Raw genomic sequence first — 17,923 nt, forward strand, 5'->3', positions numbered from 1 at the left:
ATGACAGCAACCGCTGCCCCGGAAACCCTGCCCTCCCGCACCGCGGCGCTCGCCGGGAGCCTGCCCCAGGCCGCCGTCCTGGCCGTCCTCCACACGGCGCTCCAGGAGGACGCCCCGTACGGCGACATCACCTCGCAGACGCTCATCCCCGCGCAGGCGCGTGCGACGGCGGTATTGAACGCCCGCGTTCCCGGCGTGCTGAGCGGCGGCGAGGTGTTCGCCGCGGCGATGACGCTGACCGACCCTGACGCCGTCGTCGAACTCCTCGTCAACGACGGCGAGTCCTTTGCTGCCGGAACTGCACTGGCCCGGGTGACCGGGAACGCCCGCGCCGTGCTGCTGGCCGAACGCGTCGGGCTGAACCTGGTGCAGCGGATGAGCGCCATCGCCACCAGGACCGCCGAGTTCGTGGCGCTCGTGGACGGGACCGGCGCGCGGATCACCGACACCCGCAAGACAACGCCGGGGCTCCGGGTCCTGGAACGCTACGCCGTGCGCTGCGGCGGCGGCGCCAACCACCGCTTCAGCCTCTCGGACGCCGTCCTGGCAAAGGACAACCACCTGGCGGTCCTCACCGGGGGCGATCCGGCGAAGCTCACCGAGGTGCTGCGGCGCGCCAAGGCCCAGCTCGGCCACACGACTCACTTCGAGGTGGAAGTGGACACCATGGAGCAGATCGAGCCGGTCCTGGCCGCCGGGGTGGATACCATCATGTTGGACAACTTCTCCCTGTCCGATCTGGCGGCCGGCGTCCGGCTGGTGGGCGGCAGGGCCCGGGTCGAAGCCAGCGGCAACGTCAACCTCGCCACCGTGGCGGACATCGCGGCCACCGGGGTGGACGTCATCTCGATCGGCGGCCTGACCCACAGCGTCACGGCCCTGGATCTCGGCCTCGATATCGAGCTGGCTGTCGCCCCCGCCGCCGACCCGGCAGCGGGCTGAGGCCCGCCGTGATCTTCCTCGACGCCGCGGCCACCACCCCGGTCCGCCGCGAGGTGCTGGAAGCCATGTGGCCGTACCTTACGGGCGAGTTCGGCAACCCGTCGAGCCACCACTCCCTGGGGGACACGGCTGCCACGGCGCTCGCCGGGGCCCGGGCCGCGACAGCCAAGGCCCTGGGCTGCCGGTCCGGGGAGATCATCTTCACTTCCGGCGGCACGGAGGCGGACAACCTCGCCGTCAAGGGCATCGCCCTGGCCCGGCGCGCCGCCGATCCGGGCTTGGACCGGGTGGCGATCAGCGCCGTCGAACATCCCGCGGTGGAAGAATCCGCCCGGTACCTCGAACGCGTCCATGGCTTCGGCGTCGACGTGATTCCCGTGGACCGCTACGGGCAGGTCACGGAAGAGGCGCTGGCCGCCCTGCTGGGGCCCCGGACCGCGCTGGTCAGCGTGATGTACGCCAACAACGAGGTCGGGACGGTGCAGCCCATCGCCCGGCTCGCGGCGCTGGCCCGGGGCCGCGGAATCCCGTTCCACACCGACGCCGTCCAGGCCGCCGGCTGGCTGCCGCTGGACACGGGCGCGCTGGGTGTGGATGCGCTGAGCATTTCAGGCCACAAGCTGGGCGCGCCCAAAGGCAGCGGCGCGTTGTTCGTGCGCGGCCGGACCCGGCTGGAACCGCTGGTCCACGGCGGCGGCCAGGAACGCGGGCGCCGCTCCGGCACGGAAAACGTCGCCGGAGCCGTGGCGCTGGCGACGGCACTGACGCTTGCCCGGGCCGCACAGCCGGGACCGGCGGGACAAACGGCCGAGGGCGTTGCTTCCGACGTGGCGGCAGAACCGGCTCAGGACCCGGCCCGGCGCGTCGCGGACCTCCGCGAGGACTTCATCGCGGCTGTGCTGGCCGGTGTTCCCGGGGCCATCCTCACCGGGCATCCCACCGAGCGGCTGCCCTCCGTGGCTTCCTTCTGCTTCCCGGGCACCAGTGGCGAGTCAGTGCTGCTGGAACTCGAACGCCAGGGCGTGATCTGCTCCAGCGGGTCGGCGTGCGCGGCGGGCTCGGACGCGCCGTCGCCCGTGCTGCTGGCCATGGGGATCGAACCCGAGGTCGCCCAGACGGCCGTGCGGTTCAGCTTCGATGCGACCGTGACCGCGGAGGAGCTCCGTCAGGCCGCCGCTGCCGTGGGCGTCGCCGTCGCCGGGGTCCAGACCCTCGGCACCTGAATCGTTGCTCTATCATTTATGGCTGTTCCGGGGCGCCCGGAGCAGCCATAAGTGATAGCGCAACGGAGGTATTCGGCGGGGGTGACGCTAGCGGTGACGGGCGCGGCGGAAGATCCAGTGCCGCAGCATCGTGAACCGCACAGCGGTGGCGGCGAAGCCGGAGAGGGTAGTGGTCCAGAGCTCTTCGGCCACCGTGGCCTCGGGACGGACCCAGTGCAGGACGGCCAGGCTGCCGCCGGTGATCAGCAGCGCCACGAGGATTACGATGAGGCCGTTGAGGTGGTCGCGCTTCATCCGGCGGCGTTCGGTGATCTTGAATGTCAGGCGCCGGTTGAGTGCGGTGTTCATGAAGGAGGTCAGGACCAGGGCCGTCGCGTTGGCCGGCTGGGCACCGAGCCAGGGCCGGGACAGGGCGTACAAGGCAAGGGACGTCAGCGTGCAGACAATGCCGACGCCCGTGAACCGGAGGAGCTGCCGGACCACGGGGTAACGCAGGATTCCGCGGTGGCGCCGGGTTTTCGGCCCGCGGACGACGCCGGGTGCGGGGGACTGCTGTTCGAGCTGGGACTCCATCCGCTCAGTACAGTTCGCCCACGGGGATGTCCACGGCCAGCCGGTTGGCCGGACCCGCAAGGGGACAGGCCCACGCTTCGTTGTAGGCGCACGAGGGGTTGTAGGCGAAATTGAAGTCCAGGATGAATTCGGCGTCGGGCCCGGAGCCCCGAACACCGTGGAAAGCGCCCTTGATGGTATCCAGCAGGTAGCGTCCGGCCCCGTAGCTGCCGCCCGGCTGGCCGGCCGTGGCATCACGGAACGGCACGAAGATGCCGCCCCCGTAGCCCCGGAGTTTCCAGACCGCGAGCTGTCCCATCTCGGGAAGATCGAACGTGCCCAGCCGGACAAACCGCACCAGGCCGTCGGTCCCGGTCTCCACGTTCATTTCCCGGCCTGCGCCTTCCAGGGTCAGGGGAACATAGAACCGGTAGATCGGATCGTAGTCCGCCGTCTTCAATCCGCCGAAGCTCGCTTTGGCCTCGGCGGTCAGCGCCGACGCAGGGTGCGTGCCGAACATGCGGTCCCGCTCCTGGCGCCAGTAGGAATGGGCCTCCGCCGGGCTGTCGGCCGCGATCTTGCGCGTGGTGGCGTACAGGGCAAAGGTGCGCAGCCGCCAGTCCGCGATATCGAGCGCTGACATGCCTGCCGCATCGCCGTGCTCCCCAAAATGCGTTCCGTCAAAGTGCTGTTCGGCCATGCCCCCAGCGTATCCGCTTTCCCTGTGCCGCATTTCTGCCCCGGATCCCGGCGCTGGACCAGGACCCAAGCTACGCTGACTCCATGACTGGGAGGGACCCTGCCAAAGGATCAGGCACCGCCGGGACTCGGAACGCCGCGCTGCGCGCCGGCGTCGCGCTCGCGGTCGCGTCGGTGGCGCTCTCGGGCTGCAGCAGCGACGGCAAGGGGGCGCCCGTGTGGACGGCCGGCAGCAGCGCAACGGAAAGTACGACGTCGGCTCCCGCCCAGAGCCCGACGCCGTCCGCCAGCGTTTCCGCCACCCCGGGCTCCACGGCGTCGGCCTGGAAACTCTTCACCGATCCGGCAAAGACCGTCAGTTTTGAGGTGCCGCAGGACTGGATTGTCCAGTCCGTTGCCCCCGACGCCGGCACGCTCCCGGGCGCACTGAAAATCGAGGTCAAAGACGCCAAAGGCGCCTATCTGGCCACCCTCCAGACGGGGCTCGCGCCGCAGCCCGTCCCCGCCTGCTCGGACGGCGACGCGCGGAACTACGTCGTGGTCAGCAGCGTGCCCGTCGACCTGCCGCACCGGGGCGGCGAGGGGACCATCGATCCGCACGTGGTGTTCCGGGTCATCCAGGGCTACAAGTACTTCGGCTCCTACGGCATCACGAACGTGGTGGGCGGGGCCGGCGGCAAGAGCTGCGCGCTGCCGAACGTGGTCCGCGGCCCGGACGGCAAGGGCGACTATTCCTTTGCCGACCTGACGGTGCTCAAGCCGTTGGCTCCGGACCAGAAGGTCGCTCCGGCAAAGGCGTTCGACACCCTTGACCAGGCCGCCAAGTACGTTAACGACGGGTCCGAATTTGCCAACGTCCAGCGGATGCTAATGTCTCTGAAGATCAAAAACTAGTCCCGCACACCCGCACATCCCCGGGCCGTCGACGGCGACTTCTCCTTGCCCTCACCTCACATCCCGGAGATACATGGAACGCACTGTAGCCGCCCGCCTGGCCTTCAAAACCGTCGCCGAGACCAAAGTGGCGCTCGCCGTGGCCGTGGCCCGAAACGCCGGGTACGACTCCCTGGAAGAGTCGCTGTCGGTGACCGCGGGCGGCGGGCAGGTGCCGCTGACGGAGCTCTCGGACCACCACGGCGGGCGGTTCCACTACATGGAATTCGCCGAACCCGCAGAAGTCCTGGTGGAGTACTCGGCCACGGTCACCGGTGTAGCTCTGCCCGAAGAACCGGGCCTCATGGAACTGATCCGGTATGTCCGGCCCAGCCGCTACGCGGAGTCTGACCGGCTGCTGCCCACAGCGTATGCCGAATTCGGCGGCCTTCAGGGCGAAGAGCTGCTCCACGCTGTCCGCAACTGGGTCTTCAGCGAACTGCGCTATGTCAGCGGTTCCTCGCGGGGGACCGACGGCGCCGTCGAAACGCTCCTGCACCGTCGTGGTGTCTGCAGGGACTTCGCCCACCTCGCCATTGCCCTGCTGCGGTCCAAGAACGTCCCGGCCCGGCTGGCGGCCGTGTATGCGCCGGGCTTGACCCCGATGGACTTCCACGCTGTGGCCGAAGCACACATCAACGGAGCCTGGCACATCATCGACCCCACCGGCCTGGCACCGCGGGAAAGCATGCTGCGAATCACGGCCGGGCGCGATTCCTCGGACACAGCTTTCCTCTCGACGGTGGGCGGAAGCCTGTCGCTGCAGGACATCAAAGTCACAGCGATCGTGGATGTGCTGCCGGTGGAAGACCCGGCGAAGCTCGTCGCCATCAGGTAGGCACCATATGCAAAGGCGCCCCTTCCGGACGTATCCGGAAGGGGCGCCTTTGCGAGGCCGGCAGTCGGCCGGCCACCGACCGTCAGCGTGCGGCGACCGAGGCGCGGAGCTTCTCGGTCAGCCGCAGCAGTTCCTGCTGTTCGGCGGCCGAGAGTGCCGGCACCACCAGCGCGGCGATGTCCCGGACGTGCTCCCGGCCGATCTGCTTCTGCAGGTCCCTTCCGGCATCGGTGAGCCGGATCAGGATGCCCCGGCCGTCGTCGGGAGCTGGCATCCGTTCCACGAGGCCGCGTTTTTCGAGCCGCTCCACCAGCCGGCTCAGGCTCGACTGGCTCAGCAGGACGTTGTCGTTGAGCTCGTTCAGGCGCAGCCAGCCGGACGGGCAGCGGGAGAGCGTGAACAGGACGTCGTACTCATTGAGCGCCAGGGCCTTGAACGCCGGCGCCGCCTGCAGCTTGCGCATCACCGCCACCTGGGTGCGGAACAGTGATTCCCAGGTTTCCGCGGCCAGGCGCACCGGCGATTCTGTGGTCTTGGCGTGCATCACGCGTCCTGGCTGGTGGTCTCTGTCGCTGTCTCTGCCGCGGCGGCGTCGCCGGTGCCCGCGGCCAGCGCGGCGGCTACCCGGCCGGCGTGCGTGGGAGGCTCGGGGACATGCGCCGGCTTGAGTGCGGCGTATTCCCGGCGGAGCACCGGCAGGACCTCTTCGCCGAACAGGTCCAGCTGCTCCAGGACCGTCTTCAGCGGCAGGCCGGCGTGGTCGATCAGGAAGAGCTGGCGCTGGTAGTCGCCAAAGTATTCCCGGAACGTCAGGGTCTTCTCGATGACTTCCTGCGGGCTGCCGACCGTCAGCGGGGTCTGGGAGGTGAAGTCTTCCAGCGACGGGCCGTGGCCGTAGACCGGGGCGTTGTCGAAGTAGGGGCGGAACTCCTTGACGGCGTCCTGGGAGTTCTTCCGCATGAAGAACTGGCCGCCGAGGCCCACGATGGCCTGGTCCGCCTTGCCGTGGCCGTAGTGCTCGTAGCGCTCGCGGTAGAGGCCGATCAGCTGCTGGTAGTGCTCCTTGGGCCAGAAGATGTTGTTGGCGAAGAAGCCGTCACCGTAGTAGGCGGCCACTTCGGCGATCTGCGGCGTGCGGATGGAGCCGTGCCACACGAAGGGGGCGACGCCGTCGAGCGGGCGGGGCGTGGACGTGAAGTTCTGCAGCGGGGTGCGGTGTTTGCCGGACCAGTTGACGGTGTCCTCATCCCAGAGGCGGCGCAGCAGGCTGTAGTTCTCGATCGCAAGTTCGATCCCGTCCTGGATGTTCTTGCCGAACCAGGGGTAGACGGGTGCCGTGTTGCCGCGGCCCAGCACCAGGTCCACGCGGCCGTCCGCGAGGTGCTGGAGCATCGCGAAGTCTTCCGCGATCTTGACCGGGTCATTGGTGGTGATCAGCGTGGTGGCCGTGGACAAGATGATGCGCTCTGTCTGGGCAGCGATGTAGGCCAGCGTGGTGGTGGGGGAGGAGGAGAAGAACGGGCGGTTGTGGTGCTCGCCGATCGCATAGACATCCATGCCGATCTCTTCGACCTTCTTGGCGATCGCCACGGACGCCTTGATGCGCTCGTGCTCCGTGGGGGTGCGGCCCGTGGTGGGGTCGGTGGTGATGTCGCTGACGCTGAAGACGCCGATCTGCATGATGTGCCTTTCCATGGCCGGTGATCCGGGGACTGTTTCCACTATAACCGATTTACATGCATTTGCATGTATCGGTCGGTATAACGCCCGGAGCGGCCGGATATTCCCTTACCTTGCGGCTGCGGCCATCCCGGTTGCTGACACCCTGCTGCCACGAAGCCTACGGCAGCCTCGCCAACACCAACCCGGACCTGCTCAAGGAAATGTCCGGAGGCCTGACGTCCGCGCCCGTGTCAGACGCCAATGCGCGGAAGAGTTGATGCAACAACGCAAGGGCCGGACGTCCTTATTCGACATTGCCAGGCGCTGGCAGAATTGTTGGATCTCCACCGAATCGGGTAGTCCACCAGCCGTTTGGGTGGAAAAAACAAGTACCTAATACTCAGGTGCTGAGAGCTGCCTGAGACTAGCCTAGGCATAGCAACACATTCGGGCAGGCATTAGCTGCCACGTTCACGTATGGAAATACTCCATTGGTGAAAAAAATACGGGCTCCGTGGGAGCAGTGATCAGCACGCCGCAGATGTCGTGCTGCGTCCTTCCGTTGCCCGTCATCCGGGAGCCTGAGCTGAATCCACGCTCGGGACACTTCGCTAGTCGCAGAAGTACGGGGGACATCGAAAGATGGACATCTTTGAAACTTTGGAATCTGAAGTCCGCTGCTATTGCCGCAGCTGGGACACCGTGTTTGAGCGGGCCGCCGGCAGCACCCTCTACGGTGAGGATGGCAGGGAATATCTGGACTTCTTTTCCGGGGCCGGAGCACTGAACTACGGCCACAACAACCCGGTACTGCTCCGGCCGCTCGTGGATTACCTACTTTCCGGCGCCATCGTTCATTCGCTCGACATGAAAACGCCTGCCAAGCGGCGCTTCCTGGAATCATTCCAGGAGCTCATCCTCAAGCCCCGGCATTTGGATTACAAAGTAATGTTCCCCGGTCCCACCGGAACAAACTCAGTGGAAGCGGCCCTGAAGCTGGCGCGTAAAGTCACCGGCCGGCAACATATCCTCAGCTTCACCAACGCATTCCACGGGATGACCCTGGGCTCATTGTCGGTGACCGGCAATTCCATGAAACGGCAGGGCGCCGGTGTGCCGCTGACGAATGCATCGAGCATGCCCTATGACGGATTCTTCGACGGTCAGACGCCGGACTTCCTGTGGCTCCGGCACGCGCTGGAGGACAGCGGATCCGGACTCGACAAACCCGCCGCCGTGATCGTGGAAACGGTCCAGGGCGAGGGCGGGCTCAGAGCCGCCCGGGCATCGTGGCTCCAGGGCCTCGCGGAGCTATGCCACCAGCATGACATTTTGCTCATTGTTGACGATGTACAGGCCGGTTGCGGACGTACCGGAACATTCTTCAGTTTCGAGGATGCGGCTATAACCCCGGATATCGTCTGCCTGTCAAAATCCATTTCCGGTTTCGGGCTGCCCATGGCGCTGACACTGTTCAAGCCCGAGCTGGACATCTGGAAACCCGGCGAGCATAACGGAACATTCCGGGGCCACAACCCCGCCTTCGTCACCGGAGCCGCTGCCCTGGAGCACTACTGGCAGGACGGCAGGTTTGAGTCGCATGTCGCGGGGCTCATTACGCAACTGCACGACGGGCTTTCGCAGATCGCGGCCGGCATCGACGGCGCCACCGTCCGTGGCCGGGGCTTGCTCGCCGGTGTCTACTACCCCCACCCCGGGACTGCGGAAAAGATCGCGGCTGAGTCGTTCGCCCGTGGGCTGCTCGTGGAAACGTCGGGTCCGCAGGGTGAGGTCATCAAGGCGATGCCCGCGCTGACCATGAGCCACGAGAACCTGCGGAAGGGACTCGATATTCTCGCCGGGGCCGCAGAGGCCGTCACCGGCGTTCCTGTCGCCTTGGCATCCACTGTTTGATCATCCGCACGGACGCCCCGGCAGTGGGGCAAGGACCGCTCGCAAGAATCGAAGTAGATTTCGGGGGAGAAATGGGTACCCGCAAAGCCACAGCGGCTAACGATGGCGATCCAGCGGAAACAGCACGGGGCATCCCCCCGGGAAGTGTCCCCCCGGGAAGTGTCATTGTGCAAAAGTTCGGTGGTTCGTCGCTGGCCGATGCCGCAGGCGTCATCCGGGCCGCCGAGCGGATCGCCAGGACGCGTGAGGAGGGATTCCGGGTGGTGGCGGTGGTGTCCGCCATGGGCGACACCACGGATGATCTCTGCGACCTGGCGGCCGAGGTTTCCACCCGGCCGCTTCCCGGCGACCTCGATGCCCTCTTGAGCATCGGCGAACTCGTGTCCTCGGCACTCCTGGCGATCGCACTGGCAGATCTGGGCCAGGTGCCGCGGACGTTCACCGGCAGCGCGGCCGGCTTCATCACCGACAACATTCACGGCAAGGCCCACATCACTGACGTCAGGCCGGGCCGCGTCCGCACGAGTCTGGCCCGCGGCGAAGTGCCGATCGTTGCTGGATTCCAGGGCAGAACCAAGAAGCGGCGGAAAATCACCACCCTCGGGCGCGGTGGTTCGGATCTCACCGCGGTGGCGCTTGCCGCGGCACTGGGCGCCGGTATTTGCGAGATCTACACGGATGTTGACGGTGTCTATACCGCGGACCCGCGTGTTGTCCCGACAGCGCGCAAGCTGGACGTCCTCTCCAGCGAAGAGATGCTTGAGTTCGCGGCCTCCGGGTGCAAGGTACTTCACCTGCGGTGCGTTGAATATGCCCGCCGGTTCGGTATTCCGATCCATGTCAGGTCCTCTTTCGTGCCGGAACCGGGAACCTTGATCCTGCCTGGCCTTGACCGCGGTGCGCTGCGCCAGCCCGCCGGCGAGCAACCCGTGGTGACCGCAGTAGCCGGGGTCAACTCGGCGTCGAAAATCATCGTCGTTGGCATTCCGGACGAACCGGACAGTATCTCGCGCATATTCCAAGTGCTCTCGCGGTCCGGGGCCAACGTCCAGACGGTCGTCCAGACACCGGCCGGCCCGGATTCGCGGCGCTCGGACGTTGCCCTGATCCTGCCGGCAGCCCAGGCGGACCAAGCTCTTGCCGTGTTGAACGCGGCCAAGGGAGCCATCGGATTTCAGGGCCTACAGCACGACAGCGAGATGGGCAGAGTGTCCGTCACCGGTCTGGGCATGAGGTCCTCGCCGGAAATCTTCTGCACATTCCTGAAGGCCCTTTCCGACGCCGATGTCGGCCTCGATCTGGTCGATATCTCGGAGACCTGTCTGGGGGCCGTGACGCCCACCGACCGGCTCGCGGATGCCGAACGGGCCGTCCGCCTAGCGTTTGGCATGGCGACAGCGGACGGGGCGGCGGTGACGGGCCGCATGGGCACCCTCGTGCCCGCCGGCGGCCGCCCGGTCGGCACCTGGATTGCGATATCCGGCAAAGACAGGACGCCTGTCGCGCGAGGCGACAGAGCCGTGGCACGTCACTTCTAGCGAAGGAGCTAAAGGATGGGCAAGACCGCGAGGATCGGCAACGGCCTCACCCGACCCCCTGAGTTGCGCGGAAAGATGTCGGTGAACGGCGGTTCTGAGGGGGGAACGATCCTCACATCGGCCGCACCGGATCAAACCGCGCGCTGGCAGCGGGGGGAGCGGCTGGACCAGCTGTTTGAGGATCGCTGTGACCGCCTGCGGGACCAGGGGCTGGAAGACCAGGTCGCCGTGGATTCAGGGGACATCGTCCTGACGTATCTGCAACTGGATGAACGGGCGAACCAGCTGGCGCGGCATCTCCTGGTGTGTGGTGCCCGCCCGGGTGACCGCATTGCGTTGCTGTTCGACCAGCCGTGGCGTGCCTACGTCGCGATGCTCGCCGTCCTGAAGATCCACGCGGCCTATGTTCCCCTGGACGCGGGGTTTCCCCCCGACCGTCTCCAGTACATTGTGGAAGACGCCAATGTGGCGATGATCCTGTCACTGTCGCACCTGAAGGACTTGATGCCCGAGGTGGCCGCTGTGACGGTGTGTCTCGACGCTGTACAGGCCCAGGTCGACGCCAAGGACCCCTCGCGCCTGAACGGTGCGGCCAAGGGCGGAACCAAGGATGAGCTGGCGTACATCATCTACACGTCCGGCTCGACGGGCCGGCCGAAGGGTGTGGCGGTGGACCAGGCCAGCATCTGCAATTTTGTCCGGGTGGCCGCTGGTGTCTACGGCATGGAGCCCACGGACCGGGTGTATCAGGGCATGACGATCGCCTTTGATTTTTCGGTGGAGGAAATCTGGGTTGCCTGGATGGTGGGAGCGACCCTGGTACCTAAACCCGGACGCTCCAGCATGCTGGGGGCCGAGCTCGCGGAGTACTTGCAGGAGAAACGGATCACAGCCCTTTGCTGTGTTCCGACCCTGCTGGCCACCCTTGAGGATGATCTGCCCGGTCTCCGGTTTCTCCTGGTCTCCGGGGAGGCCTGCCCGCGGGACCTTGTCCAGCGCTGGCACCGCCCGGGCCGTCGATTCCTGAATGTCTACGGCCCGACCGAAGCGACGGTGACTGCCACCTGGTCCCTCCTTGACCCGGACACGCCCGTGTCCCTTGGCGTGCCCCTGCCCACCTACACGGCCGTCATTGTTGATCCCGTGGAGCCCCGGGCCCTGCCTGCGGGCGAAACCGGGGAAATCGGCTTGGCAGGAGTGGGGCTGGCCCGGGGCTACGTCAACCGGCCGGACCTGACGGAACGGGCCTTCATCCCGGATTTCCTGGGCATCAAGAACAACCCCTCCGGCCGGATCTACCGCACCGGGGATCTCGGACGGATCAACGACGACGGAGAGCTCGAGTACTTCGGACGTATCGACACGCAGGTCAAAATACGCGGCTACCGCATCGAACTGAGCGAAATAGAATCCGTCCTCCTGCAACTGCCCGGAATTGCGCAGACAGTCGTTCAAACCTATGAGCCGGAACCCGGAACGGTGGAACTGGCCGCCTACTACACCCTCCGCCATGACGCCACGTTCGTTGATGCCCATGACCTTCACCGGATGCTGCGCACCAGGCTCCCCGGGTACATGGTTCCGGCCTATTTTGAACAATTGGATGCCCTGCCCATGATGGCCAGTGACAAGGTGGACAGGAAGCGGCTGCCCCGCCCGGAACACAGGATCAGCCAGGCGGCCGCCGGTTCCTACACCGCCCCGACGACTCCTGCCGAAGAAGCCCTGGCGAAGCAGCTTGGCGCCGTGCTGAACCTTGACAAGGTGTCCACAGACGCCCACTTCTTCAATGACCTGGGAGCGGACTCCTTGCTGATGGCGCGCTATTGCGCCCGCATCAGAAAAGAAACCGCCCTGCCGCCGGCAGCAATGCAGGATATCTACGAAAACCCGACGGTCCGGCAGCTCGCCACATGCCTGGAAGCCAGGCACAGCGCATCGGTTCTCAGCGCGGCCGTGCCAAACACCGGCACTGCGCTCCCGGCACCGATGCCCCCGGTGAGCTCGTTCCAGTACGCACTGTGCGGCGCAGTCCAGTTACTGGTTTTCCTCGGTTACATGATGTATGCCGCTTGGCTGCTGGTTGTCGGCTACGAATGGACGACGGGAGCAACCACCCTCTTTGACATGTGGATGCGCTCCATCGGGTTTGGTGCCGCCATGTTCGTGGTCCTATCCGTCACCCCGATCATCGCCAAATGGGTTCTCGTCGGGCGGTGGAAGCCGGGCATCATCCGGATCTGGAGCCCGGGTTATCTCCGGTTCTGGACTGTAAAGACCCTGACGCGCGCGAACCCCCTCGTCCTGTTCGCCGGTTCTCCGCTCTTTGTGCTGTACCTGCGGCTCCTGGGCGCAAAGATTGGCAAGGGGGTGGTGATCTTCTCCCGGAAGGTGCCGGCGTGCCCGGACCTGCTCACTATCGGTGACAATACGGTGATCCACAAAGACTCCTCGTTCCTGTGCTACCGGGCCCGGTCAGGCATGATCGAAAAGGGCAGCGTCACGCTGGGAAGCAACGTTGTTGTCTCAGAGAGAACCGCACTCGACATCGGAACGTCGATGGGCAACGACTCCCAGCTCGGGCATGCTTCATCGCTGCAGACTTCGCAGGCCGTGCCCGAAGGACAGGTTTGGCACGGTTCCCCCGCCGCCCGGACAGGCGCCAATTACCTGCGGGTTCCGGCTGCCCGGTGCAGCACCCGCCGGAGAGTCATCTACAGCCTGCTTCAGTTGCTCAACCGGCTGGTCCTGGTTGTTCCGTCAGGCGTTCTCGTACTGGCCGCGCTCCTTCCGCCCTATCTGAATACCGGCCACCTGCAACTGGGAGCCTTCACGTTCTTTACCGATGTACTGGCTGCAACGCTGGTTCTGTTCATTGTCGGGCTGATCACCGGACTGGTGACGGTCATCTGCGTTCCGCGCTTGCTGAACCACTTCCTCAAACCGGACGTGGTGTATCCGCTCTACGGCTGGCATTTTTCGATCCATCGGTTGATTGCCCGGCTCTCGAACGTCAGGTTGTACAAAGACATCTTCGGCGACAGTTCCTACATCGTGCACTACCTGCGGGTCCTGGGCTGGGACCTGGGCAAGGTGCAACAAACAGGATCGAACTTCGGCCCCACGCTGTCCCACGAGTCGCCATTCCTCAGTTCCGTAGGAACAGGCACCATGGTGTCGGACGGCCTGAACATGATGAACGCCGATTTCACCAGCACCTCCTTCCGGCTCTCTAAGGTCCACATCGCCGGCCGTAACTTCCTGGGGAACAGCATCACGTTTCCGATGGGAGCGCAGGTCGGGGAGAACTGTCTGCTGGCCACGAAGGTGATGATCCCGATTGACGGCCCGGTCCGCCGGGATGTGGGGCTGCTGGGGTCACCCGCCTTCGAGATTCCCCGGTCCGTTCAGCGTGACGCGGAGTTTGACGAACTCAAGATTGCGGACGCCATGAACAGGCGCCTGCCGGCCAAGAACCGGCACAACATCCTGAGCATGGTGCTGTTCCTGGCCGTGCGCTGGTTCCTGCTGTTTGCCGCCGCACTCTTCGGCGCCGTTGCCGTTGCGGCGCACGGCGTCCTCGGTGTGCTGGCCGTCGCGGGCGCGATGCTCGGCCTGCTCGTGTTCCGGGTGCTGTTTACCGCCTTGGTGGAGCGTTCGGTCATGGGCTTCCGCCGTCTGAAGCCGCAGTACTGCTCCATCTACGACCGCTACTTCTGGCGGCACGAGCGTCTCTGGAAGCTGCTGTCCGTGGCGCAGTTCAACGGGACCCCTTTCAAGCCCCTGATTTGGAGGTTGCTGGGCGTCAAGGTGGGAAAGCGGCTCTACGACGCCGGCCTGATCATGCCGGAAAAGACCCTCGTGACGATTGGTGATGATTGTACGTTCAACGAGGGAACGCACGTTCAGGGCCACTCCATGGAGGACGGCACGTTCAAGTCCGACCACATTGTGATCGGCAACCGTTGCACCCTGGGTGTGGATTCGTGGGTCAACTACGGGGTGACAATGCACGACGGTTCAGTGCTGGGGGCCGACGCTCTGCTGATGAAGGGCGAAGACGTCCCGGAAAATGCAACATATACCGGCAACCCGGCGCGCGAAGTCATGACCCCCGCGACACCCGAGCCGCGTCCTGCAGGAATCCCCGGCGCACCCCGCAACGGCGCACCCCGCAACGGCGGACCCCGCCACGCCGGCCCCCGCCACAGGGACGCCGTCGAGCCGGCCGGTGGCCTGCTCAGGCTGTCAAGGGGGACCCACAGGCCGCACAGGGCAGCGCGGGCCAAGGCTGGGGCACCGGGATCCCCCTCCTAGCGCGAACTGCTGGGTATGGGAGCGTCCTCAGGGAAACTGTCAGGGAAATCGTCGGGGACATCCTCGGTTACGGCCGGCCCGGCATGGCGTCCCCGGGGGAGCGACTTCTGGAGCGCCTTCCGCTCACGACGTCCTTCCACGAGCCGGTACAGCACCGGAACCAGAATGAGCGTGAGCGCGGTCGAGGAGATCAGGCCGCCGATCACCACGATCGCCAGGGGCTGGGAGATGAACCCGCCGCCGCCGGTCAGGCCCAGCGCCATCGGCGTCAAGGCGAACACTGTGGCGAGGGCTGTCATGAGGATGGGGCGGAGGCGCTGGCGGGCGCCGTGCGTGATCGCGTCCGCCACGTTCATTCCGGGTTCGCCGTTGCGCGGCTGGCGGTACTGGTTGATGAGGTCGATCAGCACAATCGCGTTGGTCACCACGATGCCCACGAGCATCAGCATGCCGATCAGTGACGGCAGCCCCAGCGGCACCCCCGTCACGACGAGCAGGGCGATGGCTCCCGTCGCCGCGAACGGGATGGAGACCAGCAGAATCAGAGGCTGCACGAGGGACTTGAACGCAGCCACCATGATCACGTAGACGATCGCGACGGCGGCCAGCAGCGCGAGCCCCAGCTGGCGGAACGAATCGGCCTGCTGCGTCGTGGCGCCGCCGATCGTGGCGGTAACCCCAGGCGGGAGCTGGACTGACGTGAGCCGGTTCTGGACTTCCGTGCTCACCGCACCGAGGTTCGCGCCCGACGGCGTCACGGAAACCTTCGCCGTGCGCTGGCCGTTGCTGGCGGTAATGGAGACGGGGACGTCGACCTGTTCCACGGAGGCGATGCTGCCCAGCGGCACGGCGCCGGCCGCCGTCGGGAGCGGGATCTGCCGGACGGCGTCGATGCTCGTGAAGCGTGTGCCCTCGCCGATCCGGACCGGGAAGTCGTCGGTGTCGATCCGCACCGTCCCCGCGGGAACAGGGCTGATCGTGGCGGCAAGGACCCCGGCCACTCGCTCTTCGTTCAGGCCGGCCGCGACGGCCTTGGCCCGGTCCACCTTGACCTGGACTACCGGCTGGCTGGCGGCCAGGTTGGTGGCCACCTCGCTGCTGCCGGGGACCCCGTCCATGGCCTTGACCATCGCGTCACTGGCGGTCCGGAGGTCAGCGGTCGTGGCGGCCTTGAGGGTGATATCCACGGTGGAGGACGTGCCGAAGCCGCCTTGCTGGGAACCGACGGTGATCTTGCCTGCGTCGCCGAGCTTGGCGAGCTCGGCGCGGACTGTGTCCTGGAGCTTGTCCTGGTTGGCCTTTTCGTCCGTTACCACCGTGAATGTCGAATTCGACGCGCCGGTGGACAGCAGGGCCGAGAAACCGGTCTGGGCGTTGCCGGTGGTGGACTGGACGTCCTGGATCCCGTCGATACCCCGCAGCACGTTCTCGACCCGGATGGCCGAAGCGCTGGCATCGGCAAGGCTCGTGCCGGCCGGCAGGGCCTGCCGGACGGTCATGCTGTTCTCGCCGGAACGGCCCAGCAGGTCGGTGGCGAGAAGCGGGGACATCGCCACGGTGGCGCCCAGCACCAGGGCGGCGGCGACGAGCGTGAGGACCGGATGGCGCTGCGTGCCGGACAGGACGGGCAGGTAGCCGCGCTGAAGCAGCGTGCGCCGCTCGGCCTCGTGCGCCTTGGCGGCCACTGCGGCCGGGGAGTCCGTGACGGCGGGCGCGCGCAGGAACCAGTACGCCAGCACCGGCACGATGGTCAGCGAGACCAGCAGCGAGGAGAGCAGGGCGATGGTCACCGTGAGGGCGAAAGGCCGGAACAGCTCACCGGCCAGATCACCAACGAAGGCGATCGGCAGGAAGACGGCCACGGTGGTCAGGGTCGACGCCGTGATGGCGCCGGCGACTTCGCGGATCGCCGTCACAATGGCGGTGATCTTGTCTTCGCCATAGCTCAGGTGGCGCTTGATGTTCTCGATGACCACGATCGAGTCGTCCACCACGCGGCCGATCGCAATGGTGAGTGCTCCGAGGGTAAGGATGTTCAGGGAATAGCCGGTCGCCGAAAGCCCGATGAAGGTGATCAGCAGGGACAACGGGATGGACACGGCGGTCACCAGGGTCGCGCGCACGGACATCAGGAACACCAGGATCACCAGCACGGCGAAGCCCAGGCCCAGCAGGCCCTCGGTGGTGAGGTCCTTGATCGATTTCTCGATGAACGGCGCCTGGTCGAAGACTGGAGTGAACTTGGCGTTGGAGCCGAGTTCGGCCTCGAGCTGGGGGATGGCGTCCTTGACCGCATGGGAGATCGCGACGGTGTCGCCCTCGGGCTTCTTGGTCACGGACAGGGCGAGGGTTTCTTTGCCGTTCGTCCGCGTGATGGAGGTGCGGGCATCCTCGACGAGGCTGACATCGGCGACGCTGCCGATCGTTGCCGCATTGCGGGCGGCGCCCAGGGGCAGGGCTTTGATCGCGTCGAGGGAGTCCACCGGGCTGCCGATCTGCAGCGAGAGGGTCTTGCCCTGCTCTTCGACGGTGCCGGCCGGAACCAGCGAACCGTTGTTCTTCAGCGCATCACTGATGGACTGGATGCTCGCGCCGGACGCCGCCATGTCCCGGGGCCGCGGCAGGATCTGGATGTGCTGGGTGGCGCCGCCGGTGACGTCGGCGCCCCTCACGCCGTCGAGCTTCTGCAGCCGGGGGACACTGAGCCGGGCGAGATCGGCGTTGAGTTCGCTGAGCGGCTTGTCCGAGGACACGGCGAGGAACACGATCGGGAAGTCGCTGATGCTGCCGGCGATGGCCTGCGGCTGGACGTCCTTCGGCAGGGCCTGCTGGGCGTTGGAGATGGCCCGGTCGATCTGGTTGCGGGCCCGGTCCAGGTTGGTGCCGTACGTGAACGCCAGGGTGATCTGTGAGACGCCGTTGCGGGACGTGGACGACGTCGACTCCAGACCCTCGACGCCGTTGAGCGCCGTTTCCAACGGAGCGCTGATCTGCTTGTCCACGACTTCCGGCGACGCACCGGGCATCGAGGTGATGACCGTGATCTGCGGGAATTCGATGGACGGGATGAGCTCCTGCTTCAGCGAGGACATCGTGATCACGCCGAACACCGAGGCGAACACCGTGACCAGTGCGATCAGGGCCCGGTTGGCGAGGGACAGCTTGGCGAGCCGGAACATCTCATGGTCTCCTGGCGGGTCGACGACGTATTGCACAGATGTACTGCACAGATGTAGTGCCCAGATGTACTGCGCAGCCCTGGTGCACAACGGGAACAACATAAGCGTTGCGGCGGCTCCCAAACC

Annotated in this window: 12 protein-coding genes; 7 read left to right on the forward strand and 5 right to left on the reverse strand. The window is 66.1% G+C overall.

Annotated features, from left to right (window positions below; translation table 11 throughout):
* Nucleotides 1–942, forward strand: coding sequence for a carboxylating nicotinate-nucleotide diphosphorylase (gene nadC / locus ACVWYS_RS05810; protein ID WP_456508662.1), 942 nt, complete (start codon nucleotides 1–3; stop codon nucleotides 940–942).
* Nucleotides 943–950: 8 nt separating this feature from the next.
* On the forward strand, nucleotides 951–2,165 hold the full coding sequence (locus ACVWYS_RS05815; protein ID WP_456508663.1) for a cysteine desulfurase family protein: 1,215 nt from the start codon (nucleotides 951–953) through the stop codon (nucleotides 2,163–2,165).
* Nucleotides 2,166–2,252: 87 nt separating this feature from the next.
* Here ACVWYS_RS05815 and ACVWYS_RS05820 read toward each other — a convergent pair whose 3' ends face one another.
* Together ACVWYS_RS05820 and ACVWYS_RS05825 are read right to left on the reverse strand one after the other, a co-directional pair.
* Entirely contained in the window at nucleotides 2,253–2,738 is a 486-nt protein-coding gene (locus ACVWYS_RS05820; RefSeq protein WP_344365332.1) for a GtrA family protein, read from the reverse strand.
* A gap of 4 nt (nucleotides 2,739–2,742) precedes the next feature.
* Nucleotides 2,743–3,417: a DUF1684 domain-containing protein gene (locus ACVWYS_RS05825; RefSeq protein WP_116766523.1), complete on the reverse strand. Its 675-nt coding sequence runs from the start codon at nucleotides 3,415–3,417 to the stop codon at nucleotides 2,743–2,745.
* An 83-nt stretch (nucleotides 3,418–3,500) separates the two neighbouring features.
* Here ACVWYS_RS05825 and ACVWYS_RS05830 point away from each other — a divergent pair, with 83 nt between their 5' ends.
* Both ACVWYS_RS05830 and ACVWYS_RS05835 read left to right on the forward strand, forming a co-directional pair.
* Nucleotides 3,501–4,310, forward strand: coding sequence for a hypothetical protein (locus tag ACVWYS_RS05830; RefSeq protein ID WP_456508664.1), 810 nt, complete (start codon nucleotides 3,501–3,503; stop codon nucleotides 4,308–4,310).
* Between the two features lie 73 nt (nucleotides 4,311–4,383).
* Nucleotides 4,384–5,187 carry a transglutaminase-like domain-containing protein gene (locus ACVWYS_RS05835; protein WP_116766524.1) on the forward strand — a complete coding sequence of 268 codons (804 nt, stop codon included), beginning with the start codon at nucleotides 4,384–4,386 and terminating at the stop codon, nucleotides 5,185–5,187.
* Nucleotides 5,188–5,269: 82 nt separating this feature from the next.
* On the opposite strand, the gene ACVWYS_RS05840 is transcribed toward ACVWYS_RS05835, so the two are convergent.
* Nucleotides 5,270–5,731, reverse strand: a complete 462-nt coding sequence (locus ACVWYS_RS05840; RefSeq protein WP_456508665.1) for a MarR family winged helix-turn-helix transcriptional regulator — start codon at nucleotides 5,729–5,731, stop codon at nucleotides 5,270–5,272.
* A complete protein-coding gene (locus tag ACVWYS_RS05845) occupies nucleotides 5,731–6,867 on the reverse strand; it encodes an LLM class flavin-dependent oxidoreductase (RefSeq protein WP_344365586.1) in 1,137 nt (378 codons plus the stop codon). Before ACVWYS_RS05845 ends, ACVWYS_RS05840 begins: the two co-directional genes overlap by 1 nt.
* A gap of 624 nt (nucleotides 6,868–7,491) precedes the next feature.
* Between ACVWYS_RS05845 and ectB the strand changes: the two genes are divergently transcribed.
* The 3 genes from ectB (at nucleotide 7,492) to ACVWYS_RS05860 (ending at nucleotide 14,618) form a co-directional block, all read left to right on the forward strand.
* On the forward strand, nucleotides 7,492–8,763 hold the full coding sequence (gene ectB, locus ACVWYS_RS05850; RefSeq protein WP_456508666.1) for a diaminobutyrate--2-oxoglutarate transaminase: 1,272 nt from the start codon (nucleotides 7,492–7,494) through the stop codon (nucleotides 8,761–8,763).
* A gap of 71 nt (nucleotides 8,764–8,834) precedes the next feature.
* Nucleotides 8,835–10,301 (forward strand): aspartate kinase, encoded by a 1,467-nt coding sequence (locus tag ACVWYS_RS05855; protein WP_456508667.1) that lies wholly within the window; start codon nucleotides 8,835–8,837, stop codon nucleotides 10,299–10,301.
* 15 nt (nucleotides 10,302–10,316) lie between these two features.
* Entirely contained in the window at nucleotides 10,317–14,618 is a 4,302-nt protein-coding gene (locus tag ACVWYS_RS05860; RefSeq protein ID WP_456508668.1) for a Pls/PosA family non-ribosomal peptide synthetase, read from the forward strand.
* Here ACVWYS_RS05860 and ACVWYS_RS05865 read toward each other — a convergent pair.
* Nucleotides 14,615–17,797, reverse strand: a complete 3,183-nt coding sequence (locus ACVWYS_RS05865; protein WP_456509145.1) for an efflux RND transporter permease subunit — start codon at nucleotides 17,795–17,797, stop codon at nucleotides 14,615–14,617. The two genes, ACVWYS_RS05860 and ACVWYS_RS05865, sit on opposite strands and share 4 nt — an antisense overlap.
* Between the last annotated feature and the right edge of the window lie 126 nt (nucleotides 17,798–17,923).

The organism is Arthrobacter sp. TE12231, assembly GCF_054062895.1.

Coding starts and splice junctions, on each gene's coding strand:
- nadC (WP_456508662.1), top strand. CDS start 1: ATGACAGCAACCGCTGCCCCGGAAACCCTGCCCTCCCGCACCGCGGCG.
- ACVWYS_RS05820 (WP_344365332.1), bottom strand. CDS start 2,738: ATGGAGTCCCAGCTCGAACAGCAGTCCCCCGCACCCGGCGTCGTCCGC.
- ACVWYS_RS05825 (WP_116766523.1), bottom strand. CDS start 3,417: ATGGCCGAACAGCACTTTGACGGAACGCATTTTGGGGAGCACGGCGAT.
- ACVWYS_RS05830 (WP_456508664.1), top strand. CDS start 3,501: ATGACTGGGAGGGACCCTGCCAAAGGATCAGGCACCGCCGGGACTCGG.
- ACVWYS_RS05835 (WP_116766524.1), top strand. CDS start 4,384: ATGGAACGCACTGTAGCCGCCCGCCTGGCCTTCAAAACCGTCGCCGAG.
- ACVWYS_RS05840 (WP_456508665.1), bottom strand. CDS start 5,731: ATGCACGCCAAGACCACAGAATCGCCGGTGCGCCTGGCCGCGGAAACC.
- ACVWYS_RS05845 (WP_344365586.1), bottom strand. CDS start 6,867: ATGCAGATCGGCGTCTTCAGCGTCAGCGACATCACCACCGACCCCACC.
- ectB (WP_456508666.1), top strand. CDS start 7,492: ATGGACATCTTTGAAACTTTGGAATCTGAAGTCCGCTGCTATTGCCGC.
- ACVWYS_RS05855 (WP_456508667.1), top strand. CDS start 8,835: ATGGGTACCCGCAAAGCCACAGCGGCTAACGATGGCGATCCAGCGGAA.
- ACVWYS_RS05860 (WP_456508668.1), top strand. CDS start 10,317: ATGGGCAAGACCGCGAGGATCGGCAACGGCCTCACCCGACCCCCTGAG.
- ACVWYS_RS05865 (WP_456509145.1), bottom strand. CDS start 17,797: ATGTTCCGGCTCGCCAAGCTGTCCCTCGCCAACCGGGCCCTGATCGCA.